This window comes from Mesorhizobium sp. CA10, from assembly GCF_020165285.1.
Lineage (GTDB): Bacteria > Pseudomonadota > Alphaproteobacteria > Rhizobiales > Rhizobiaceae > Mesorhizobium.
In genome coordinates this window covers 135,729-157,221 of sequence record NZ_JAIUHV010000001.1, presented here as the reverse complement: position 1 = coordinate 157,221, position 21,493 = coordinate 135,729, and the positions used below count along the sequence as shown (strand labels likewise).

General features: G+C 64.2%; 18 protein-coding genes, 1 tRNA gene and 1 pseudogene. 8 read left to right on the top strand and 12 right to left on the bottom strand.

The window, feature by feature from the left end; all coding sequences use genetic code 11:
• Positions 1–103 precede the first annotated feature (103 nt).
• Complete coding sequence (locus LB535_RS00670) at positions 104–1,051, top strand: LysR family transcriptional regulator (RefSeq protein ID WP_224630818.1); 948 nt, start codon at positions 104–106, stop codon at positions 1,049–1,051.
• On the opposite strand, the gene LB535_RS00665 is transcribed toward LB535_RS00670, so the two are convergent.
• Positions 993–1,619 (bottom strand): TetR/AcrR family transcriptional regulator, encoded by a 627-nt coding sequence (locus LB535_RS00665; RefSeq protein WP_224630817.1) that lies wholly within the window; start codon positions 1,617–1,619, stop codon positions 993–995. The two genes, LB535_RS00670 and LB535_RS00665, sit on opposite strands and share 59 nt — an antisense overlap.
• A 66-nt stretch (positions 1,620–1,685) precedes the next feature.
• Between LB535_RS00665 and LB535_RS00660 the strand changes: the two genes are divergently transcribed.
• Entirely contained in the window at positions 1,686–2,111 is a 426-nt protein-coding gene (locus tag LB535_RS00660; RefSeq protein ID WP_224543085.1) for a VOC family protein, read from the top strand.
• 15 nt (positions 2,112–2,126) lie between these two features.
• Here the strand turns inward: LB535_RS00660 and LB535_RS00655 are convergent, their stop codons facing one another.
• Positions 2,127–3,074, bottom strand: a complete 948-nt coding sequence (locus LB535_RS00655) for a S1C family serine protease (RefSeq protein WP_224630816.1) — start codon at positions 3,072–3,074, stop codon at positions 2,127–2,129.
• Positions 3,075–3,234: 160 nt separating this feature from the next.
• Between LB535_RS00655 and LB535_RS00650 the strand changes: the two genes are divergently transcribed.
• The 3 genes from LB535_RS00650 to LB535_RS00640 all read left to right on the top strand — a co-directional run bounded on the left by LB535_RS00650 (position 3,235) and on the right by LB535_RS00640 (position 5,753).
• Positions 3,235–4,110 (top strand): S1C family serine protease, encoded by an 876-nt coding sequence (locus LB535_RS00650; protein ID WP_224630815.1) that lies wholly within the window; start codon positions 3,235–3,237, stop codon positions 4,108–4,110.
• 8 nt (positions 4,111–4,118) lie between these two features.
• Positions 4,119–4,781, top strand: a complete 663-nt coding sequence (locus LB535_RS00645; protein WP_411969511.1) for a response regulator transcription factor — start codon at positions 4,119–4,121, stop codon at positions 4,779–4,781.
• 105 nt (positions 4,782–4,886) lie between these two features.
• Positions 4,887–5,753: an SDR family oxidoreductase gene (locus LB535_RS00640; protein ID WP_224630813.1), complete on the top strand. Its 867-nt coding sequence runs from the start codon at positions 4,887–4,889 to the stop codon at positions 5,751–5,753.
• On the opposite strand, the gene LB535_RS00635 is transcribed toward LB535_RS00640, so the two are convergent.
• Complete coding sequence (locus LB535_RS00635; protein WP_140838469.1) at positions 5,747–6,286, bottom strand: TIGR00645 family protein; 540 nt, start codon at positions 6,284–6,286, stop codon at positions 5,747–5,749. The genes LB535_RS00640 and LB535_RS00635 overlap by 7 nt on opposite strands.
• 418 nt (positions 6,287–6,704) lie before the next feature.
• Complete coding sequence (locus LB535_RS00630) at positions 6,705–9,278, bottom strand: OmpA family protein (RefSeq protein ID WP_224630812.1); 2,574 nt, start codon at positions 9,276–9,278, stop codon at positions 6,705–6,707.
• A gap of 82 nt (positions 9,279–9,360) precedes the next feature.
• Here LB535_RS00630 and LB535_RS00625 point away from each other — a divergent pair, with 82 nt between their 5' ends.
• Both LB535_RS00625 and LB535_RS00620 read left to right on the top strand, forming a co-directional pair.
• Entirely contained in the window at positions 9,361–9,807 is a 447-nt protein-coding gene (locus LB535_RS00625; RefSeq protein ID WP_095766643.1) for a YcgN family cysteine cluster protein, read from the top strand.
• A gap of 272 nt (positions 9,808–10,079) precedes the next feature.
• The gene (locus LB535_RS00620) at positions 10,080–10,433 is read left to right on the top strand and encodes a hypothetical protein (RefSeq protein WP_095766645.1); all 354 of its coding nucleotides are present in this window, start codon (positions 10,080–10,082) and stop codon (positions 10,431–10,433) included.
• A gap of 165 nt (positions 10,434–10,598) precedes the next feature.
• Here the strand turns inward: LB535_RS00620 and LB535_RS00615 are convergent, their stop codons facing one another.
• Positions 10,599–11,309 carry an SIMPL domain-containing protein gene (locus tag LB535_RS00615; RefSeq protein ID WP_224630811.1) on the bottom strand — a complete coding sequence of 237 codons (711 nt, stop codon included), beginning with the start codon at positions 11,307–11,309 and terminating at the stop codon, positions 10,599–10,601.
• Positions 11,310–11,528: 219 nt separating this feature from the next.
• On the opposite strand from LB535_RS00615, the gene LB535_RS00610 reads away from it, so the two are divergent.
• Positions 11,529–11,604 (top strand) — tRNA-Ile (locus tag LB535_RS00610).
• 244 nt (positions 11,605–11,848) lie between these two features.
• Here LB535_RS00610 and LB535_RS29020 read toward each other — a convergent pair.
• The 7 genes and pseudogenes from LB535_RS29020 to LB535_RS00575 all read right to left on the bottom strand — a co-directional run.
• Positions 11,849–13,191, bottom strand: a pseudogene (locus LB535_RS29020) (hypothetical protein); the annotation flags it as partial.
• A 1,127-nt stretch (positions 13,192–14,318) separates the two neighbouring features.
• Complete coding sequence (locus LB535_RS00600) at positions 14,319–15,983, bottom strand: glycerol-3-phosphate dehydrogenase/oxidase (protein ID WP_224630810.1); 1,665 nt, start codon at positions 15,981–15,983, stop codon at positions 14,319–14,321.
• Positions 15,980–16,747, bottom strand: coding sequence for a DeoR/GlpR family DNA-binding transcription regulator (locus LB535_RS00595; RefSeq protein WP_224630809.1), 768 nt, complete (start codon positions 16,745–16,747; stop codon positions 15,980–15,982). The genes LB535_RS00600 and LB535_RS00595 overlap by 4 nt, the downstream gene beginning before the upstream one ends.
• Positions 16,744–18,270, bottom strand: coding sequence for an FGGY-family carbohydrate kinase (locus LB535_RS00590; RefSeq protein ID WP_224630808.1), 1,527 nt, complete (start codon positions 18,268–18,270; stop codon positions 16,744–16,746). The genes LB535_RS00595 and LB535_RS00590 overlap by 4 nt, the downstream gene beginning before the upstream one ends.
• 83 nt (positions 18,271–18,353) lie before the next feature.
• Positions 18,354–19,220 carry a DeoR/GlpR family DNA-binding transcription regulator gene (locus LB535_RS00585; protein ID WP_224630807.1) on the bottom strand — a complete coding sequence of 289 codons (867 nt, stop codon included), beginning with the start codon at positions 19,218–19,220 and terminating at the stop codon, positions 18,354–18,356.
• Between the two features lie 143 nt (positions 19,221–19,363).
• Positions 19,364–20,311 (bottom strand): D-ribose ABC transporter substrate-binding protein, encoded by a 948-nt coding sequence (locus LB535_RS00580; protein ID WP_224517250.1) that lies wholly within the window; start codon positions 20,309–20,311, stop codon positions 19,364–19,366.
• A 116-nt stretch (positions 20,312–20,427) separates the two neighbouring features.
• Complete coding sequence (locus LB535_RS00575) at positions 20,428–21,483, bottom strand: ABC transporter permease (protein ID WP_224630806.1); 1,056 nt, start codon at positions 21,481–21,483, stop codon at positions 20,428–20,430.
• Positions 21,484–21,493: the final 10 nt, after the last annotated feature.

Genomic DNA, 21,493 nt, shown 5'->3' with positions numbered 1-21,493 from the left:
CCTTGGGGTTGGATTGAAACTTCCCCGCTAATATGGGATTGCTGCCTCATCAGGATAATTGGTATAATATGCATACAATCCATCAACAAAATGGATGGGAAGCATGCAGCCGAACCCGACATTGGATCAGCTCCAAATTCTAGTGGCGGTGGCCGACACCGGCAGCTTCTCTGCCGCGGGCCGCAAGCTCAACCGGGCGCAGTCGGTGGTAAGCTACGGCATCGCCAATCTCGAAGCGCAGCTCGGACTGAAATTGTTCGAACGCGAAGGCGTGCGCGAGCCGCAACTGACCGACGTCGGCAAGGCGATGCTGGAAGATGCGCGGCGCATGATCGGCGTGCTGCAGCGCATCCGTTCGCGTGCCGACGGCTACCGGCAAGGGCTGGAAGCGGAAGTGGCGATATCGGTCGACGTGGCGCTGCCCTCACCGGCGCTGGTGCGCGTGCTCAAAGCCTTCGAGGCGCAATTCCCGGCGGTCATGCTGCGGCTTTATATCGGCTCGCTCGGCCTCATTGTCGACCAGGTGGTCAACGGCCAGGCGGATCTCGGCTTCGGCGGTCTGCAAGGCGATGCCGATGTCAATCTGCTGCGCGTCGGCTTCATCTCGCTGGTGCCGGCTGCCGCACCCGATCATCCGCTGGCGAAACTGCCGAAGCCGGTCGGGATCGAGGATCTGCGCGAGCACATCCAGCTTGTCGTCACCGACCAGTCGGAGCGGACGCGCGGCCGCGACTATGGCGTGTTTGCCTATCGCACTTGGCGGCTTACGGACCTGCGCACCAAGCACGCGCTGATGCGCGAGGGGCTTGGCTGGGGCGGCCTGCCGCGCTGGCTGATCGCCGACGACCTAGCCAGCGGACGGCTGGTCGAGCTCGATCTCGAGCCTTACCGCGAAGTCCGTTCGCCGATGTACGCCATGCACCGCAACGACCGCAGCCCCAAGCCGGCGGCATCCTGGCTGATCGACGAGTTCAAGCGGCAGCTCGGCTGCTTCAACGAGATGGAGCCGGGCGTTTGGACGGAGGAGGAGCCGGAGACAAGCCGTCCATGAGCGCGATCATCACCGCGCGGTAATCCTCGTCGGACGCGCCGGCCTCGATGGCTAAAGCGGCCCGATCGAAGGCGGCCGCCAGCAAACCCGTCAGCGCCTCGACCGGCAATCTGATCATTGCTTGCGCACGCATCGCGGCGACCAGGCCTTCGCGCAGCGAGCGGTTGCCGTGGCGGTTGTCGATCTCGTCCATGGCCGCGCGCCCGAGCACGGCCGGCCCGTCGAGCAGCAGAAGCCGCGTGCGGCCGGGCACTCGCATTGCCTCGAGATAGGCGTCCGAACCGGCGACCAGCGCGTCACGTGCGGACAGCGAAGGCGGCGAGGCATGGTCGATCTCGGCCGCCACGGCCGCTGCTTCCTGCTCGACGACCGCCGCGAACAGCGCCTGCTTGTCGGCGAAGTGATGGTAGAGCGCGCCGCGCGTCACGCCGGCTTCGGCGACGATCTCCGGCGTGCCGGTCTCGGCATAGGATTTTTCCGTAAACAGCTTTCGCGCCACGCGGATCAGATCGGCGCGCGTCGCCTCGGTGCGGTCGCGATTGGAGCGGCGTCCGGACTCTTGTTGCATACATGCAGCCTGTATGTTATTTGCATTTACATACAGATTGTATGTTGGATGAGAGGAGAAGGAAAGATGAGGACGACAAGCTATTATCCCGTGCTGATGACGGACGATGTCGCAGGCACTGCGGATTTTTATGTCGAGCATTTCCGCTTCGAGCCGCTCTTCGAGAGCGACTGGTATGTGCATCTGCGCTCCAGTGAGGACAGGCGCGTCAACCTTGGCATCGTCCAGGGCGACCACGAGACGATCCCGCAAGAGGGGCGGGGGCGAACGTCGGGGCTGCTGATCAATTTCGAGGTCCGCGATCCCGACGCGGTCTATGAGCGGATTGTCGCCGCTGGCCTGCCGATCCTGCGCAGCTTGCGCGACGAGCCCTTCGGCCAGCGCCATTTCATCACTAGGGACCCCAACGGCGTGCTGATCGACGTCATCAAGCCGATCCCGCCAAGCGAGGAGTTCTTGGCGCAATATGCGGAGGGGGCGGCCGGGAGTTAGACCGGCTGGGCGATCTCAGCTCGTCCGCGCCACCGGCGTCACCGTCACCTGGCTGACGCCGGTGCGGCGCACGACGGTGCAGAGCGTCTCGCGGCCGATGCGCTCAGCGTCGAGCATGCGCACGAGGTCGTCGACGCCGGTGACCGGCCGTCCGTCGATAGCGGCGATGATGTCGCCTTCCTTCAGGCCGGCCTTGGCGGCGGGACCGTTCTTCTCGACGCTGCGCAGGCGCACCGCTGTGTTCGTGGTCACCTGCGACAGAAGTGCCGCCCGGCGCGGCAGGTTGGTCGTGTCGGCGGAAACGCCGATGAAGGCGCGACGCACGCGGCCGAAGCGGATGATTTCCGAGATGACGAAATTGGCGGTGTTGGAGGCGACCGCGAAGGCTATGCCCTGCGCGCCGTGGATCATGGCGGTGTTGACGCCGATCACCTCGCCCGCCGACGACACTAGCGGTCCACCCGAATTGCCGGGATTGAGCGCGGCATCGGTCTGGATGACGTCGTCGATCAGCCGGCCGGTCGAGGCGCGCATCGAGCGGCCGAGCGCCGAGACGACGCCGGCGGTGACGGTCCATTCGAAACCGAGCGGATTGCCGATCGCAATCGCGATCTGGCCGCGGCGCAGGCGCTTGGAATCGCCGAGCGGCGCGACGTCGGCGAAGCTGCCGTCGGCGCGCACCAGCGCGATGTCGGTGTCGGGATCGCGGCCAAGCACATGACCTTCGCGCGAAGCGCCGTCCGGCATGGTCACCCGCACGGCGCGCGCATCGCCGACGACATGGAAGTTGGTGACGACCAGCCCGTCCTGCGCGATGACGAAGCCGGAGCCGTGGCCGCCGGCGCCGATGCGTTCGATGCGGCAGACGGCTGGGCCGATCCGGTCGACGGCGTCGGCAACGGATGCCGAATAAGCATCGAGCAGACTGTCGTCGGATGGAAGTATTTCGGCTGCGAAAGCCATCGGCGTGTTCCCTCGTAGAATGATGACTATATGTGCGGAGCAGCCGCAATTGCCGCGACCTGACCAGATGGCCAGTCCGGCCGCCGACTAGCCGTCAGGCGAGTACCCGCGGCGGTGTTACCGAGCGATATCTGGGTCACCGAACCCAGGAGACAGTCTTATGAGCGACTTCAACCTCAGTGCCTTTTCCGACGCGATCGCCGATGTCGCGGCCACCGCCGCCCCCGCGCTGGCGAGTTTCGTCACGCACCATCACCGCACCGCGAGCGCCTTCCATTGGCGCGACGGCTATTTTGTCACCGCCGAGGAAGCGGTCGAAGCCGGCGAGGAGATCGAATTGACGCTGGCTTCCGGCGAAACCGTCAAGGCCGAGCTCGTCGGACGCGATCCTTCGACGGGCGTTGCCCTGTTGAGGCCTGCTTCCAGCGCTGCCGCGTTGCCGCAACTGGCTCAGGCCGGCGCCGTGCGGCCCGGCCATATCGCTATTGCGGCCGGCAACAGCGACGGCGCCGCGCTTGCGGTGCTCGGCACGGTCGGCGAGGTCGGGCCGGCCTGGCGCTCGATGCGCGGCGGCACGATCGACCGGCGCATCAACCTTGCCATCAACACCGGCGGGCGCTTCGAGGGCGGGCCGGTGCTCGACGCCAAGGGCGGCGTGATCGGCATGCTCTTGTTCGGGCCGCGCCGGCGGGCGCTGGTGATGCCCTATGAGACGATCGAGCGCGCGGTGGCGACGCTGCGCGAGAAGGGTCATGTCGCGCGCGGCTATCTCGGCGCTGGGCTGCATCCGATCCGCAATGGCGACACGAAAGGCGCCATGGTGATGAGCCTCGACGATAACGGCCCGGCCAAGGCCGCCGGCCTGCATGTCGGCGACATCATCGTCGCCTGGAACGGCGAGGCGGTGCATGGTCCGCGCGAGCTTATCCGCAAGCTCGGGCCGGACAGCGCCGGCACCACCGTCACGCTCGGTGTTTCAAGCGGCGGCGCTGAGCGCGATGTCTCGATCACCATCGGCGAGAAGCCGCTGAGCTGAGAGGGTCTATGGCAAACAGCGCAGCACAAGCAGTCGCGAGACCGGCGATCGCGAGACCGGAGCCGGCGATTCACCGGCTGACGGTGCTGGTCGCGCTCGCCGATGCCCGGCGCGCCGAGCTACTTGCCGATGTGCTGGCAGCGAGCGACGATCTGGCGCCGGCCTTGGCTGGAAGCGGCGTCGGCCAAATGGCGGATGTCGCCATTGCCGATGAGGCCGGCCTGGAAAGCCGGGTCGTCAGTTCGGCCACCCCAATCGTCCTGCTTTCGCGGCGTGCGGGCAGCGAGCAGGTGGCAGACAATGTGCTGGCCGTGCTGCCTGCCTCCGCAGATGGCCTGCTGATCGCCGCCGCAGCGCGGTTGGCGGCCTCAGGCTATCGCGTTGGCAGGGCGGCACCGTCGGAGGCCGGGCATGGCGATTTCCACGATGACGAGCCTGCCGAGGAAGAGACGCCTGACGACAACCAGCCCCGCCCGGCTTTGTCGCCGCGCGAGGCGGAGGTGCTGGCTCTGCTGGCCGAAGGCGCGCCAAACAAGGTCATCGCCCGGCGGCTCAACATTTCCGTCCACACGGCGAAGTTCCATGTGGCCGCCATCCTGATCAAGCTCGGCGCCGCCAACCGCACCGACGCCATCGCGATCGCGATGCGGCAGGGGCTGGTATTGGTCTGACCCTTTCCGCACGACGTTGCGTAATCTCGGCCCGTCCCCTTCGGCTCTTGCGCCAAGTGTGTCGCCCGCGCAAGTTGCCTTCCCAATTGAAGAGGGAGGCAAAAAATGTCGCTCAACGGAAAGACGCTGTTCATCTCGGGCGGATCGCGCGGCATCGGGTTGGCGATCGCGTTGCGCGCAGCGCGCGACGGCGCCAATGTGACGATCGCTGCCAAGACCGCTGAGCCGCATCCGAAGTTGCCAGGCACCATTTACAGCGCGGCGGAAGAGATCGAGCGGGCCGGCGGCAAGGCGCTGCCGGTGCTTTGCGACATTCGCGACGAGGCGCAGGTCGCCGATGCGGTGGCAAGAACCGTCGAACGGTTCGGCGGCATCGATATCTGCGTCAACAATGCCAGCGCCATCCAGCTCACCGGCACGCTGGAGACCGACATGAAGCGCTACGATCTGATGCACCAGATCAATACGCGCGGCACCTTCCTCGTCTCCAAAATGTGCATTCCCCACCTTAAGTTGGCAAAGAATCCTCACATCCTGAATCTGGCGCCGCCGCTCGACATGAAGGCCAAATGGTTCAAGAACCATGTCGCCTACACAATGGCCAAGTTCGGCATGTCGATGTGCACGCTGGGCATGAGCGCCGAATTCGCCAAGGACGGTATCGCGGTCAATTCGCTATGGCCGATCTCCACCATCGATACCGCGGCCGTGCGCAATCTTCTGGGCGGTGCAACAGTGGCCGCGATGAGCCGCTCGCCCGACATCATGGCCGACGCGGCGCATGCGATCTTCATGCGCCCGTCGCGCGAGGCGACCGGCAATTTCTACATCGACGAAGAGGTGCTGCGCGCCGAAGGCGTGACGGACTTTTCGATCTATGCGCCAGGCGCGGCCGATCAGCTGGCGGGCGACTTCTTCGTTCCCGACGAGGTGTTCGCGAACTCGCAGACGAAGGTAAAAAGGATCTACTGACGGACCGGGTCCGCCTCAATCCTCTCGGCCTTCTTGCCCTTGGCGAGCGCCATGACGCGGTCGATATAGGCCAGCATCAGCGCCGAGACGACGAAGGCGAGGTGGATGATGGTCAGCCACATCAGCTGGTCGGTCGTGTAGGACACCGAATTCAGGAACACCTGCAAAAGGTGGATGGAGGAGATGGCGACGATGGTCGAGGCGACCTTGACCTTCAGCGAGCCGACATCGATCGTTCCCAGCCAATGGACCTCGCCATCCTGCTCGTCGAAGCGGCTGACGAAATTCTCGTAGCCCGAGATGATAACCATCACCACGAGCGAGGCGACAAGCGCCGCGTCGATCAGGCCGAGCATCTTCAGGATCGTGTCGGTATCGCCGAGCGTGAAGGCGCTCATGACGAACTCATAGAGCTTCTTGCCGAAGGACAGCGCGTAGATCGCCAGCGCGACGCCGAGCCCGAGATAGAAGGCGACCAGCAGCCAGCGCGAGGCCAGGATGACGGATTCGATGGCGAGTTCGAGACGCTTCATGAAGGCTCCGGTCAATTGCGATAGAGCGTTTCACCGTTCACGAAAACGGCGAACTGCTCTATCTTTTGTTTTGACGCAAGTCCGGACGGAAGGCTACGGCGAAGGCGCCGAGCCTAACCGCTCACACTGTTCCTGGAATTGCTCTGGACGTATTTCGGCCAGGTGACACAGGTTTTCAAGGCAAAAAACCCCGCCGGGGAGGGGCCCGGCGGGGCTCAACGTGTCCCGCTGGAGTCGGGACAGGGCAGGGAACGCCCTGTTTGGAATCTGGGTGCCGCAATACGGCGATTCAATGAGCAGCCGGGCCAGGCAGGACAATTCTTCTTGAGCCGGTAAGGAAAAAAGGCCCGTCCGAAGGGGACGGGCCCGTCTTGCGCGCTGATTCTGCAGATCCGGGCAGGATCTTGAAATCAAACGCTCATTGTTGCTCGCTGTTGCTCGCCACCGGCGCCACCAGCGAGGTGATGCGGCGGATGGCGACACGCCGGTTCTCGCGGTTCGGACCGGGCGTGTTCACCTTGAGATACTCCTCGCCATAGCCCTGCGTGGTGAGGTTCTCGGCCGGGATGCCGAAGGCGTTGGTGAGCGCCTCGGCCACCGCCTCGGCGCGGCGATCCGACAGAGCGAGGTTCGCGTCCGGCGTGCCGACGGCATCGGTGTGGCCTTCGATCAGGAAGGTCTCGGCCGGGTTCTTCTTCAGAAGCTTTTCCATGGCGGTGGCCACGCCTTCGAGCTTCTGCACCTCGGTGTCGGAGATGGTGGCCGAGCCGAAATCGAAGTTCAGCGTGTCGAGGTCGATACGCCGGGCGATGTCGCGCACGCGGGCCGAGCGCTTGACCTCGTCGATCGAGTAGAGACGCTGCACCCTTTCCACAGGTGGCTGCTCGAGGAAGGTATAATATTCGTCCGGATCCTCGACTTCCTCCGAATCCAGGATGTAGTCCCGGCGCGGGATGTCGAGCCGCATCGGTGGCAGGTCGTCGCCGGGATCGCGCCACTCGTCGACGTCGTTATAGTAGCGCTCGTCGACATAGCTCAGCACGTATTCGCGGCCATCCGATGTAACGCGAGATCGCCGGATGACGTCGCCATTACGGTTGCGGATGGTGATGATCCTGACGCCGTTGTCGCGCTCCACGATTTCGCGGGTGCGGCCGCCCGAAAGATCCTCGTAGTAAACATCCCTGGCGCCGCGGGTGATGCGAGGAGCTTCGTTGCTTTCCACGAATGTTTGGTTGTTGAACTGAAGGATCACCCGGTCGCCGAACTGCTTCACCACGTCGGCACCCTGCGGCCGGCGGCGCTCACGGACAACCTGCTCGGGCGTAAGCTCGATCCGCTTGCCTTTCTCCTGGTCCACTGGGACGATCTTTTCGGACTTGATCGCCTGCTGCGCCGACTTGTCGTCGGTGGGCGGCGGCCCCTGATCGACCGGAGCCGGCCTCTGCGCCTGCTCGCCACCTTGCTGCTGTCTGGCCTGATTGGCGTTCTGGCCGTTGCCGGCCTGGCCATTTTCGATTTGAGCGCCACCGGTCTGGGCCCCGCCGCTCTGGCCGTTGTCGTTGCGGCCCCGGTGCTTGCGCATGGCATCTTTCTGGCTGTCCAGGACGGGCGCCTCGTTCGGATTGGCGGTTTCGCCCTGCGCGGCGTTGCCATTGGCAGGCTGGTTGTTGGTCGCCGGCTGATTGCCATTGGCCGGCTGCTCGCCGGTTGCGGGTTGCTGCTCGCCGGTGAGGGGCTTGCGGCCGGTCTTTGTCTGCTCTCCGGTCTGTGGCTGTTCGCCGGTCGCGGGTTGTTCACCTGTCGAGGGCTGTTCACCCGTCGCGGGCTGTTCCGCGTTCGGCTTCTTGCCACGCTTCTTGTTGTCCTGGGCCTGTTCGCCCTGGGCTGGCTGCTCGCCATTCTGCAGCGGCTGGGCCTGCGGCATGGGCTCACCTGCCGGCGCCCGCTTCTTGGCCGGCTCGTTGGTCTGCGTCTGCTCGGCCGGGGCGGTCTCACCCTGCTGGTTCTGCTTAAGCTTCTTCCTGAGCTGATTGCCGCCTTGCTGGTTGTCGTTGGCGGGAGCAGTCTGTTCGGTCGGGGCAACCTGCTCGCCGGCTTGGCCTGCGGGCGCACCCTCAGTCTGCTGCTGATCGTGCTTGCGCTTCTTGCGACCCAGGTTGCCTTGCTGCTGGTCGCCGGCGGCAGGCGCGACCTGTTCCGCCGGCTGCTGGTCGGCTGGCGCCGCTTCGATCTGCTGCTGGTTGCGCTTCTTCTTGCGCGGCTGCTGTTCCTCGGCCGCGGGCTGGCCGCCCTGGTCGGCGGGTGCAGCCTCGATCTGCTGCTGCTGGTCACGCTTCTTGCGCGGCTTGAATTGCTGCTCGTCGGCCGCCGGCTGGCCGCCCTGGTCGGCGGGTGCTGCCTGGATCTGCTGCTGTTGATCGCGCTTCTTGCGCGGCTTGAATTGCTGCTCGTCGGCCGCAGGCTGGCCGCCCTGGTCGGCGGGTGCCGCCTCGATCTGCTGCTGTTGGTCGCGCTTCTTGCGTGGCTTGAACTGCTGCTCGGCCGGTGCAGCTTCCCCGGACTGGGCGCCCTCCGTCTGCTGCTGCTCGTGCCGCTTCTTGCGCGGCTGTTGCTCGGATTCGGCGGGCGCGGCCTGTTCGGCCGGCGCAGATTCGCTTTGCTGCTGCTCGCGCTTCTTTCTCCGCGGCTGTTCGGCTCCGCCTTGCGCGCATTCTTCGGCCGACTGGCCTTCGGCGCAAGCGGCCTGAGCCAGCACGAGCGGCGCTCCGTGCAGGCCGCCGGAAGCGACACCCCCCTGCAGCGGGTACGCGCCCAACGGCGCGGATGCCATAAGCAGGCCGATTGCCGTGCCCGCCAGAATCCGTGGTTGGCGTTTCATATCGATTTCTCCTAATGGGGTCCCATCCCTGCCCAAACTTTCATCAACCATAATTGGTTCCGTCAGGCATTGGCGCCAACCAAGGATGCCTGGCCGGCCTTTTGAAGGCAATTTCGTGTTTTTCTAATGTTGATACTGGGTCGCCGCCACACAGCGCTTGACCGGAAGACCGCGGAGGGCCAAATCCAGCCAAATGACCGCGCCATTCTGGAAAACCAAGACGCTTGAGGCGATGACCCCGGCCGAATGGGAATCGCTTTGCGACGGCTGCGGCAAATGCTGCCTGTCCAAGCTCGAGGATGAGGATACGGGCGAGATCTTCTGGACAAGCGTGGGCTGCAGGCTGTTCGACGCCGAGAACTGCCGCTGCTCCGACTATGCAAACCGCCTGGCGCGGGTGCCCGATTGCGTCGGCCTGACGCCACAGAATGTGCGCACCATCACCTGGCTGCCAAAAACCTGTGCCTACCGGCTTATCGCCGAGGGCCATGATCTCTACTGGTGGCACAGACTTGTTTCGGGAAGCGCTGAGACCGTGCACGAGGCCGGCATCTCGATCCGGGGCCGGGTGAAGGCCAAGGAGACCGATCTGGCCGACCCGGACGATTATTTTGATTATATATTGGACGACGAACCTTAGCAGTTCGCGTCTGGACGACGAACCCTGACGGGTTCGCCTCTAGATGACGAACGCTGACGAGGCGCTTTTGACGAGGAACGACGAAACCTGCGGGTTCGCGTTTAGAAACCTGAGGGGCCTCGCTTTTACGCACTTACGAGCGACGAACCCTGGCGGGTTCGCGCTTATATGAACCAGACATGAATGGCCGGTTCGCGGAAGGTTCAGACGCAAAAGGGCATTTTCCAATCATCGGTTCTACGGGCGACAGCCCACAATAAGGAGAGAAGACGATGTTCAACACGATCAGGACGGCAGCCCTTTCGGCCCTTGTCGGGCTTGGCACTTTGACCGCCATTCCGGCACATGCGGACAGCCTCTATCTCGGTTTCGGGGACAGGCACGACCCGCGTTTCGGCATCTACACCGGCGACGATGACGGTTATCGCCGCGACTGGCGCCGCGACCGCGACTGGCGCGGCTGTTCGCCGGACCGCGCCCTCGACAAGGCCGAGCGCATGGGTCTGCACCGCGCCCGCATCGTCGACATCAGCCGGCGTACAGTGAAGGTGGCAGGTCGCCAGTATGGCGACCGTGTCGTGGTGGTGTTCGCCAACGAGCGCGGCTGCCCGATCATCTATCGCTGAGGCTGAAAGGGCGATCCCGTTCGAGGATCGCTTATGCGGACGATCCTCTGCGAGGATCGCCTATGAGTAGCTGAGCCCCTCAAGATGAGGCGCGGCTCGAAAACGCCCCGCAGGATGATCCTGCGGGGCGTTTTGCTAACGGCATGTCCGCGGCTGGGCCGGATGTCACCTCAGCTCGAAGGTGACCGTGACCTGGACGTTGTAGGAATTCTCGCCGGCCTGCACGGGGACGGCCGAACGGGCCGCATCGAACGACTTGGCCGCCATCGGCATCGGCACCGGCGCGACATTCTGGTCGGCGATCTCGAGCACCTTGCCCAGACTGACGCCCGCCGCTTCGGCGAGGGTCTTTGCCTTGGCCATCGCGTCGGCGACGGCCTTCTTGCGCGCCTCGGTGATCGTGGCCTTCGGATTATCGTTGGTAAAAGCAATGCCGCCGCTCTGGTTGACGCCGAGCGACACCGCCTTGTCCAGAATCTCGCCGGTCTTGTCGACGTCGCGCACGCGCACCGACAGCGTGTTGGTCACCTGATAGGCGACGAGCTCGGCTTCCTGGCTGCCGTCGGCCTTGTTGGTGTAGTTGTAGCGCGGGTTGATCTGGATGCCGGCGGTCTGCAGGTCGCGTTCCGCAATGCCGGCGGATTTCATCGCCGCGATCACCGCCGCCATGGCGTCGTTGTTGGCGTCGAGCGCTTCGCGCGCGCTTTTGGCCTCGCGCATCACGCTGAGCGAAAGGATCGCCATGTCCGGCGCCACGGTCGCTTCGCCTTCGCCGGACACGATGATGCGTGGCGGAGGCTGGATGTCGGCGGCGCTCGCCAGCGCCGGGAACGCGACCGCGGCAGCGAGCGCGATGGGCAAAAGTTGTCTGGTCATGAAACTCCTCGAAGTCTGCGGTCCGCCCCCCCGTGCCGCATCTGCCTCGACCCGCAAAGGGCGCCGATTCCTGCAGTGCGGTGCAAGGGCTGGACCTTTCTCGCGCCATATGGGCGCAGGCCGCTCTACGGCGCGAATATGGGCTGATTTTGGCGTTTTGCGCCAGAGCTTTCGAAAGCCTTGTGCGACGACAAGAAAAACACTAAGCCAGCCCGCGTGGGGCCTGTAGCTCAATGGTTAGAGCCGGCGGCTCATAACCGCTTGGTTGGGGGTTCGAGTCCCTCCGGGCCCACCATATTATAAATATCAATGGGTTAAATCCTCAGATTTTAGTGTGCCATAGCAGGTGGTTAGCTCGGCAGGCCTGCTCGATTGTCGTGCCGGTTGTCCAGTTTCCTTCTTCTGTCAATTGCACCAGCAACACTTAACTCAGAGCTTCTGGACCGAACAGTGCTTTGATCGATAGGTGCGGTGGGGTGCGGCGAAGGCGTACGAATAGAGCTGTCCGTGAGGCGTCGGGTCGAAGAGTCCGGGCTGACTCACGCCGCTTTCCAAACCTGGTTCAGAATTCGCGCAGCGAGTGCTGCCTTGTCTTGGGGTAGAAAGCGCCCGTAGTGTTGAGCGACCATGTCGGGCGTGTCTTGGATGGCATAGTTGGCCTGCTCGTAGGAGCCCGTCTGCTTTAGAATATGGGTCGCCAGGGCGTCGCGCACATTATGAGGTGCGTGTGGCAAAAGCCAGGCGATGGCGCCTCGCTTCGTGTAAGGATTGTAAATCCCATAGCGCTGGATCGTCAGCCGCCAAGCCTCGTAGAAGGTGTTCTGATCGTAGCTGGCATCCCTGCTCGTCGTCTCACCGTCTTGACGAAGAAGTGCCCGGGTCATCGGTTCCTGCGAGGAGCACGCGTCGGTGTCGATCGATATAGGTTTGGATCTTTTCGTAGAGGCCGCCAAGGTTGGGTAGGATCAGGCGGAATGGCTTGTTGCCGAAATAGGATGAGCTGGCGTTCTTGAGCGCAACCGACGGGATCAAACCTCCCAGCCCTTGTCGCGTTCGCTCCAACGGATTTTACCGCACTTCATGTCGGTGAGCTGGCGTTCCGGTCGCGGCAAATGGCCCCGCTCGCAAACCATGAGCTGCCGAAGATTCCTTTGACGAACCCCTAAATGCAATCCCAAGCGTAGCATCAAGAACGAGCGCACAGCTTCAGCAGCTGGCGCCGGTGAAGGCGTTCGTCAGGTATCAGCTGCAGAATCTCCTCAGTGATCTTGCGATACTCGCCGACCGGGCTGTGGTCCTCCAGGACCGGCATGATGGGTTCAAAAGGATCGCGATGGACTCGCGCAACGCGCTGAATTTCTTTCACACGTGACAAAGCGTGTTTGAAATAGACGTCGCAAGCGTCGTCCCAGTCAGCCTTGGCCCTATCGATGTCCATGCGGGAGATTAGACCGGCAATGGGATGGAGCCACGCTGCGAGATTTGAATGCTGGCGAAGCCAACCGGTGTCCTTGCGGGTGAGAGCAAGCGAGGTGCGCAGCATGTCGATTTCCCAGGCGGTGTAGAATCGGCGCCGCCGTTCCCGCCATTGTACGTACCAATCCCAGACCGATGGAAAGACCAGTAGGCCGAATGTGAGATGTTGCGTAGGGACGCCGTAGCCGCGAACATCGCCTCGCGGATGAGCTGCCAAGGCTCCAAACACAAGACCCAGATGCTCGATCTTCTGCGACGCGGTTTCTTCGCCCCAAACGCCGTTTCGTTGAAGGTCGAAGGCGGTCAAGGTTGCCGTCTTAAACCGGATCAGATCGACCATTTCCATGGCGAGCATCGCCGGCGCGTCGATCATGCCCGAGATCAGGTCGGGATCGGTAAATGAGGTGGCTTCGATCTCATTGGCGCCGTCTATATGGTCATCGTTGACGGCGGCTTGCCTGTCCATTGATCGAAGAGGGGCGTCGGAAATCCCTCGATGACGCGTGGCTTCAACCCAGGCTCTGTCGATTGCCTTTTTGCGAAGCTGGCGCCTGTTTCGGCGCCTCGCTGCGCTGAGCAATCGATGGCTGGCCGGGTGATCGTTTAGCCCTATCGCTTCGAGCCCGACCGGGCACTTGTGCAGAGGCAATCGGGGGGAGGGATTGGCAGATCTTTCAGGGCGCGCGCAATAGCGTCAAGCCCCGGCTCGATAGCTTTCCGTGCGTGGGCCAATGCGTCTGTGTCGACGGCGCAGTGAGAGGCGATTTCATTCCAATCGTAGACACGGACCTTGCGGGGCGGCTGCCGATGCTGTGCAATCAGATCCAGCATATACTCCCGAACGCGCTCAGCCTTACGAGGCGGCAGAACGCTGCGATACGGAGGCGGCAGAAATCGGAGATCTTACGGGAAAGCAGTTTCATATTCGAAATTTCAGGCGCTGATAGCGGCATTGGGGGAGAAGCGGGGGCGGCCAATAGCCAATTCTTTCGGTTTGGCGTCGTCAAAATTTGCCAGGCACCGTCCTAGGGACGAAGCCGTTTCCAGCATTTTTGCTGAGATGCTCTGTCCCCTGCGGAATCCCGCTCAATGCGGGGGCGACGACCAGTTCTTGATGGCACCTCAACCGCAGTCGCCCTCCCGGCAGCGGGTTTCGTTCTTCGGCCCCAATCGAGACCTTCGATCCCTTGGTACCGGTGTGCGGCCTCAGCGCGAAAGTGGCACTGGCGACAAATTCGTCCGACGGTGAGGACGGCTGCACTCAAACAGAGGACAGACACGACACGATTGGCGAATGTCGATGCCGGTGGTCGCGCTTCCCGCAACCAATCTATCATAAATCAATAACCGTCCCGGTCTAAGGGACGGTTTTTGCTTTGAGAGGCGCGAGTGACCCTGGTTGAGATCGGCCCCTCCGAGTACGCCGCCGAGTGGCAGACCTTCCGTCTCGTCCTCACCGCGCTAGTTGAACATTTAAGCGTCGTCTGTCAGAGCCGGCTCAACCGCCGAAATCAAATGTCAATGGAAACTCGGCTATTCAAAGCAAAATCGGTGCCGCTCCGTGAGTTCCTTTGAAGTCGCTTCCAGCTCCCTCTCAAGCCGTTCGGCGTTCCACTTCAGCGCGGCCGCTGCCGTGTCGGCAATTTGTGCAAGGCTGCTGCGATTGAGCCGGCCCGTGATCGCCAGCGCCGTTCGTCGCATGACAATGTCTGCCAGATGGACGACGCGTTCGTTGCGCGCCAACCAATCAATTTCCGCCTGCGTGTATTCGAATGAGCCGTCAAGCGGTTCGGCCTGCCGTCCAGCTTCGTGCGCTAGAATGACATGGGCCGTCGTTCCATAGCGGTCGAGCATTGCTTCCGCGCGGGCCGGCGACGCGCCTGTCTCAGCCGTGACGGCGGAGATCCAGCGGGCATGCGCGGCTGCATCGGCCGGAAAGTCGCGGCCACCGCCGATGGCGAGGCTTTGCGTGCTCACCCGCCTGGGCTGGCCAAGCCTGGACAAGAGCATGTCCGCCACCTCCTCGGCGAAACCGCGGAAGGTCGTCCACTTGCCACCTACCAATGAGATGATCGGCCAGGTCCGGTCGCCCTCGCTTTCCATGACGGGCGCCGAGTGGTCACGGCTGATCAGGCCCGGCGCAGTGCCGTCCGATGCCGGCAGCGGGCGGATGCCGGAATAGGCATAGACGATCTGCTCGCGCCCAAAGGCAAGGCCGGGCAGGAGCTCGCGCAAGCTTGCCAGGAAATAGTCGATTTCATCATCCTCGCAGCGTACCGCGTCGGGATCGGCGGCGCGGGTGTCGGTCGAGCCGACCAGTGCCCGGCCGAGATAGTCGAACACCAGGCATATGCGGCCGTCATTGGCCTCGAAATAAATCATGCGGCCGTTCAGCGCCTCCAGCAGCTCGGGATGGTCGAGCACGATGTGCGAGCCCTTGGTGCCGCCGATCAGCCGAGACGGCGCGCCGAGCGCCGCGTTGACATGGTCGATCCATGGCCCAGCCGCATTGACGACGATGCGTGGCCGGAAACCAAACTCGCCGCCATCGGGCAGTGCGAAGCGCACAACGCTGCCGTCGCTGCCCAGCAGCTGCGCGTAGTTGAGAGCCATAGATTGAGGGCTGGCCCTGACGCCATCCTGGAGAAGTTCAAGCACCAGCCGCTCGGGATGACGGACGGTGGCGTCATAATAGGTGCCGGCGGCGACGATGCCCGGTGTCAAAGGCGGTATCTCGCTCAGCGCCCGCGCCTTCGACCACATGCTGTGCCGGGGCATGACGCGGCGGCGGGCGCCGTAGAAGTCATACATGGCAAGGCCGATCTTGATCAGCAGCGCGCCACGGCTGCGCGGCGCGGTCGTGCTGCCGAAAAGGGTGCGCAGCGCGGCTCCGATGCCGGTCAACCAGGAAAAGATCGGGATGACGGTCGGCAGCGGGCGCACGGCATGCGGGGCATTGCGCAGCAAAAGGTTGCGCTCCAGCGTCGATTGCGCGACGAGGCCCAGCTCACCCGTTTCGAGATATTTGATGCCGCCATGGATCAGCCGCGACGGCGCGGCGCTGGTGCCGGAACCGAAATCCGCCTTGTCGACGATCGCGACCTTGAGACCCTGTTCGCATAGATCGCGAAACAGGCCGGCGCCGTTGATGCCGGCGCCGATGATGAGGACATCAACATCGCGTGTCGTCCCGGTCATTGCACCGGCACGATCTTGAGATTGACCCCGGCCGCCTTCAGGTTGCCGGCGACCTCTTCGGGAAGACCGTCGTCGCTGAGCACCAGGTCGAAGTCGGTGAGGTCCGCAAACAGGTGCAGCGCTACCTTGCCGAACTTGGAGGAATCGATGAGCAGCACGCTGCGCGAGGCCGCCGCGGCCATCGCCTGCTTCACGCGCACTACCTGCGGGTCCTGGATCAGCGTCGCCGTCTTGTCGATCGCCGAAGCGGAACAGATGAGCAGATTGACCCTGATCTTCTGCAGCGCGTTCTCGCAGATATGGCCAATGAAGGCATTGTAGGTCGGATGGTATTCGCCGCCGAGCAGGATCAGCTTCAGCTCGTCCTTGTCCACCAGCTGCTCCGCCAGCGACAGGCTGTTGGTGACGACGGTCAGCGGCGCGATCTGCGGCAGCAGCGGGCCGAGCGCGTTGGCGGTGGTCGAGTCGTCGAGCAGCACGACCTGACCCGGCTCGATCTCGGCCAGGGCCGCGCGGGCAAGCGCCCGCTTGGCCGCCGCCGCATGCGTCTCGCGGAAACGGAAGAGGCTTTCATAGACGCCGGACGGCTGCGCGCTCACCGCGCCGTGCAGCTTGCGCAGCACACCCTGGCGCGCCAGCTCGTCGACGTGGCGATGGATGGTCATGCGCGAGACGCCGAATGCCGTCACGAGTTCGTCGATGCGCGCCTCGCCATGCTGGATGACATAGTCGGCAATGTCCTGCCGGCGATTGTCCGCGTTCATCGCTCCCCCCCTTCCGCCAGCGCTTCGATCGACGGCCAGGCTTGCGCCAGCCGGTCAGCGATGTCGCAGTGCAGCCGGTAGCGCTTGTCCATGGCAGCGCTGCGCTCGGGGGAGGGCCGGTAGGTGCGGCCAAGCGCTGCGACGTCGCGCGGATCGTGCCGCGGCGAGGCGAACAGGCCGACGCCGGCGCCGGCACAGAGCGCAGCACCCCATGCGGCGGCTTCTTCCGTCTCGGTCACCGTGATCGACATGCCGAGCACATCGGCAAAGATGTGCGCGAAGACCGGGTTGCGGGAAATGCCGCCGGTCAGCCGCGCCTCGCGCGGGGCAAAACCTTCGCGCAGCGCATCGACGTGGACGCGATGGTTGAAGGCGATGCCCTCGATCACCGCACGCAGCATGTCGCCGCGGTCATGCCAGCCGCGCAGCCCGAGGAAGCCGGCGCTGGCGGCCGGGCCATGCGGCGAGCCGAACAGATAGGGATGGAAGAGCAGCGTCGAGGGCCGCGCCAACGCCGCCTCGATTTCCGGACCGACGATGGTGTGGATCGAGCGTCCGTCGGTTTCGGCCGCCGCCCGCTCGGAACCGCACAGCGTGTCGAGAAACCAGTCGTAATTCGCCGCCGATGCGGGCGAGATCGACATGTTGTTCCATTCGCCGAGCTTCAAGCCGTTGCGGCAGAACCAGCGGGCGTCGATGCGCGGCGCGGTGGAGACCGTCTCGTTGATCGAATAGGTGCCGGCAACTATCGCGACTACACCTTCGCCATAGCCGCCGATGCCGAGCGCCGAAGCGGTCACGTCGTGCAGGCCGGCCACGACCGGGGTGCCGGCAAGCAGGCCAGTGGATCGGGCCGCCTGCGCCGTGACGGCTCCGACGATCTCGTCCGGCCGCGCCGCCGGCGGCAGCGCATCGCCGAGCGCTTCGAGACCGAAGATCTGCAGGATGTCCGGCGCGTAGGCCTGGCTGTCGACGGCTGTGAACGAGGTGCTGGCCTCGGTGAGGTCGGTGCCCAGGCTTCCCGTAAGGCAGAAGCGCAGCCAGTCCTTGCAGGCAAGCACATGGCCGATGCGGGCAAAGCGCTGCGGCTCGCGCTCGCGCATCCAGGCCAGCAGCGAAGATGGCGCCGAGGCGTGCGGCGTCTGGCCGGTCCGCGACAATGCCTTGGCGGCCGTACCGTCGGTCTGCCAGCGGGCGGCGACGTCTCCGGCCCGGCTGTCCAGCGACAGGATGCCGTGTCCGAGCGGCCGGCGGTTGCGACCCAGCATATAGAGCCCGTCGCCATGCGCGGTGGCGGCGACGGCGGCAATGTCCGAGGCCGGTCTGCCGCAGCCGGAGAGCGCTTCGGCGATCGCCTCGGCAGCGGCGCGCCACAGCTCGTCCATGTCGCGCTCGACATGACGCGGTTCGGAGATGATCTGCGGCAAGCGGCGGCGGGCCACGGCCAGCGGCGCGCCGGCCTCGTCGAAAACCACCGCCTTGGTGACGGTCAGGCCGCTATCGATCCCCAGCAGACAGGGCATGCGTTCCTCGCCATGCACGTCGCGTACATCTCCCGAGGTTCTCGCATAGCATCATGTGAAATTAACATCAACGGATGTTACAGTCAGGCGACTGTAACATCTTCTTTTCGCGCGGCGGCGACGACGACCGTCATGCCGCCAGCCTTCATCTCCTCGACCTGCCGGGGTGGGGTTCCCTCATCGACGATGATGACGTCGAACTCGTTCAGCGCGCACATGGCATGCAGCGCCCGGCGCTCGAATTTGGTGTGATCGGCCAGCAGGATGCGCATGGCGGCGCTGTCGAACATGGCGCGCTTGGTCTCGACCATTTCGGGCGACTGGTGGAACACCATGCCGTCGGTGATGGCCGACATTGACATGAAGACGCGATCGGCCCGCAGCCGCCGGATCTCCGTGACCGTCACCGGCCCCATGAAGGCATTGCACCAGTTGTAGAACTGGCCGCCGAGCCCGAGCAGCGTCAGGTCGCGCGTGTCCTTGAGCGCGTTCATCAGGGTGATGGAATTGGTGATCGCCGTCAGCGGCACGCGCGCGGCAAGGTGCGGGACGAGCTGCAGTACGGTGGTGGAATCGTCGAAAAAGATCGCCTGGCCAGGTTCCAGGAAGGCCGCGGCTGCCTGCGCGATCGCGCGCTTCTCCGCCGCCTGGCGCGACGAGCGGTAGGCATCGCTCGATTCGATGAGGCTGGTCGGGGCGGCTGAGACGATGCCGCGCGTCTTGCGCAGCAATCCCTTCTCGACCAGTTCGTCCAAGTCGCGATGCGCGGTCATCAGGCTGATGCCGAAGCGCTCGGTGAGATCCTCGATGCGCATCGTGCCCTCGGCCATGACGGCCTCGGCAATCATCCGGCGGCGCGCCAGCTGGCGCGCGTGGCGGCTGTCGGCGGGCACCTGATCCCCGGCAAGGGTCTTCAAGGCCTGCTCGTGCCGAATCTCGCGATCTGTCATCCAAGCCTCTCCTGCCGATGCCATTCGCATATCTGGCGCCGATGGCAAGCGGGCACCTCGGGGGCGGGCAGGGTTTTGCGCATCGAATGCCTTTGCGCGGCAGGAAAAGGGGCGCGCAACGCCGCGCGCCCTAGTCCGCAGGTTCACTGGGAGAGCGTGAACGGCCCGGTGTACTTGTCCACATTGTCCTTGGTGATCAAGGCGCAGTCGAAAAGCTGCTTCTCGGAGGCAGCACCTGTGGAGCCGGTCTTGATGAACTTGTCGGCCTGCTTCACGGCTTCGGCGGAGAAGACCGCCACCGGCTGCAGCACCGTGTACTGCATCTCGCCCGCCTTGACGGCGGCGACCGCGTCCGGCGAGCCGTCGAAGCCGCCGACCTTCACCTGGGAGAGCTTGCCGGCTTCTTTCAGCGCCGCTATGGCGCCGAGGGCCATCTCGTCATTGCCGGAAATGACGCCGACGATGTCCGGATGGGCCTGCAGCAATGACTGCATTTTCTGGTAGCCCTGGGTGCGGTCCCAGTTGGCCACTTCCTTGCCGACCTTCTTGAGATCCGGATACTGGGTGAGCACGGTTTCGTAGCCGTTCGAGCGCGTCGCCGCGTTGTTGTCGGCCGGGTTGCCGAACAGCTCGACATAGTTGCCCTTGTCACCGATCGCCTCGACCCACTGCTGCGCGCCGATCGCGGCGCCCTGGGCGTTGTTGGAGACGAGCTGCGCCTTGGCGAGACCGTCCTGGTTGATCTCGGCGTTGACCAGGAAGACCGGGATGTTGGCGGCGATTGCCTTCTTGACCGCGCCGATCGAACCGTCGGCATTGGCCGGGTCGAGGATGATCGCCACCGACTTGTTGGTGATGGCGGTGTCGATCATCGTGCTTTCGGTGTTGGTGTCGCCCTTGTGGGCGCTGACATTGGCGGTGTAGCCGAGGCTCTCGGCCGTGGCCTTGGCGACCTGGCCTTCGGTGAGCCAATAGGGATTGGCCGGATCGGTCACGATGATGCTGATCAAGCCGGCCGCCCAGGATTGGCTTGCCATCAACGGCAGCGCCGCGGCGGCGACCAACAGGATCCTTCTGGTCTTATCGATCATTTCTCTCACTCCCTCTACAGATTGCGGTTTCGGATTGCGGTTGCCGATTTGTCTCGGCCTTCTTTCCGGCACAGTCTCCTTGCGGTCCCGGAGAAGCTCTTGGGCGGGGCGCGGCGTCACTGTCGGACGCCGCGGGCCCCGTATTGGATGGTGTTCATGAGCACTGCGAGCACGATGACGGCGCCGGTGAATACGGTCTGCCAGTAGGAAGACACGCCGATGATGACGAGGCCGTCCGAAAGAAAGCCGATGACGAAGGCACCCAGCATGGTGCCGCGCACCGTGCCGCGGCCGCCGGTCAGCGCGGCGCCGCCGATGACGACCGCCGCGATCGCGGTCAGCTCGTAGGTGGTGCCGGCGGTCGGCCCGGCCGACGTCAACTGCGAACAGAGCACCAGGCCGGCGATGGCCGACAGGATCCCGGAGAGTGTGTAAACCGTGATCTTGACCCGCTTGACAGGCACGCCCGACAGATCGGCTGCGTTCTCGTTGCCGCCCGCGGCATAGAGCCAGCGGCCGAAGGAGGAGCGGCTGAGCATCAGCCCGGTCAGCACGGCGAGGGCGGCCAGGACCAGCACACTGATCGGCACCCCGAAGAGCCGATTGAAGCCCAGCCAGTCGAAACCGGTGTTGCCGAGCTCCGGCCGGCCGGCGAGGTTGTTGTAAGTGAGGCCGTTGGTCTGCAGCAGCGCGATGCCGCGCGCCATGTACATGACGCCCAGCGTGGTGACGAAGGCGGGCACCCTGAACCAAGCGATGAGGATGCCGTTGAGCGCGCCGAGCAAGGCGCCGAGCGCGCAGGTCAGCACGACCACCGCCCATACAGGTGGAAACAGGATAACACCGAGCGGCGTCAGTTCGACACCCTGCATCAGCGCGCCGGCAACCACGCCGCACAGCGCCAAGATCGAGCCCACCGACAGGTCGATGCCGCCACTCAGGATCACCACCAGCATGCCGATCGCCAGGATGCCGTAGATGGCGACATGCGAAGACATGATCAGCAGGTTTGAGACGGTGAGGTAGTTCGGCGACAGAAACGAGAAGACGATGATGATGGTGATCAGCGCGAAGAAGGCGCGGCCCTTCAGCAAGAGCTTGATAGGGCTGATTGTCGTCCCCCTCACGGCCGCGGCCGGGGAAGAGATGCCATTGGCGCTCGGTTGCGTCATTGTTCTTTCC

Bases quoted from the DNA above. Each gene is read 5' to 3' on its own strand.
- LB535_RS00670 (WP_224630818.1), top strand. From the start codon at position 104: ATGCAGCCGAACCCGACATTGGATCAGCTCCAAATTCTAGTGGCGGTG.
- LB535_RS00640 (WP_224630813.1), top strand. From the start codon at position 4,887: ATGTCGCTCAACGGAAAGACGCTGTTCATCTCGGGCGGATCGCGCGGC.
- LB535_RS00585 (WP_224630807.1), bottom strand. From the start codon at position 19,220: ATGACAGATCGCGAGATTCGGCACGAGCAGGCCTTGAAGACCCTTGCC.
- LB535_RS00575 (WP_224630806.1), bottom strand. From the start codon at position 21,483: ATGACGCAACCGAGCGCCAATGGCATCTCTTCCCCGGCCGCGGCCGTG.
- LB535_RS00645 (WP_411969511.1), top strand. From the start codon at position 4,119: ATGGCAAACAGCGCAGCACAAGCAGTCGCGAGACCGGCGATCGCGAGA.
- LB535_RS00650 (WP_224630815.1), top strand. From the start codon at position 3,235: ATGAGCGACTTCAACCTCAGTGCCTTTTCCGACGCGATCGCCGATGTC.
- LB535_RS00580 (WP_224517250.1), bottom strand. From the start codon at position 20,311: ATGATCGATAAGACCAGAAGGATCCTGTTGGTCGCCGCCGCGGCGCTG.
- LB535_RS00590 (WP_224630808.1), bottom strand. From the start codon at position 18,270: ATGCCCTGTCTGCTGGGGATCGATAGCGGCCTGACCGTCACCAAGGCG.
- LB535_RS00655 (WP_224630816.1), bottom strand. From the start codon at position 3,074: ATGGCTTTCGCAGCCGAAATACTTCCATCCGACGACAGTCTGCTCGAT.
- LB535_RS00625 (WP_095766643.1), top strand. From the start codon at position 9,361: ATGACCGCGCCATTCTGGAAAACCAAGACGCTTGAGGCGATGACCCCG.
- LB535_RS00665 (WP_224630817.1), bottom strand. From the start codon at position 1,619: ATGCAACAAGAGTCCGGACGCCGCTCCAATCGCGACCGCACCGAGGCG.
- LB535_RS00595 (WP_224630809.1), bottom strand. From the start codon at position 16,747: ATGAACGCGGACAATCGCCGGCAGGACATTGCCGACTATGTCATCCAG.
- LB535_RS00615 (WP_224630811.1), bottom strand. From the start codon at position 11,309: ATGACCAGACAACTTTTGCCCATCGCGCTCGCTGCCGCGGTCGCGTTC.
- LB535_RS00620 (WP_095766645.1), top strand. From the start codon at position 10,080: ATGTTCAACACGATCAGGACGGCAGCCCTTTCGGCCCTTGTCGGGCTT.
- LB535_RS00600 (WP_224630810.1), bottom strand. From the start codon at position 15,983: ATGACCGGGACGACACGCGATGTTGATGTCCTCATCATCGGCGCCGGC.
- LB535_RS00660 (WP_224543085.1), top strand. From the start codon at position 1,686: ATGAGGACGACAAGCTATTATCCCGTGCTGATGACGGACGATGTCGCA.
- LB535_RS00635 (WP_140838469.1), bottom strand. From the start codon at position 6,286: ATGAAGCGTCTCGAACTCGCCATCGAATCCGTCATCCTGGCCTCGCGC.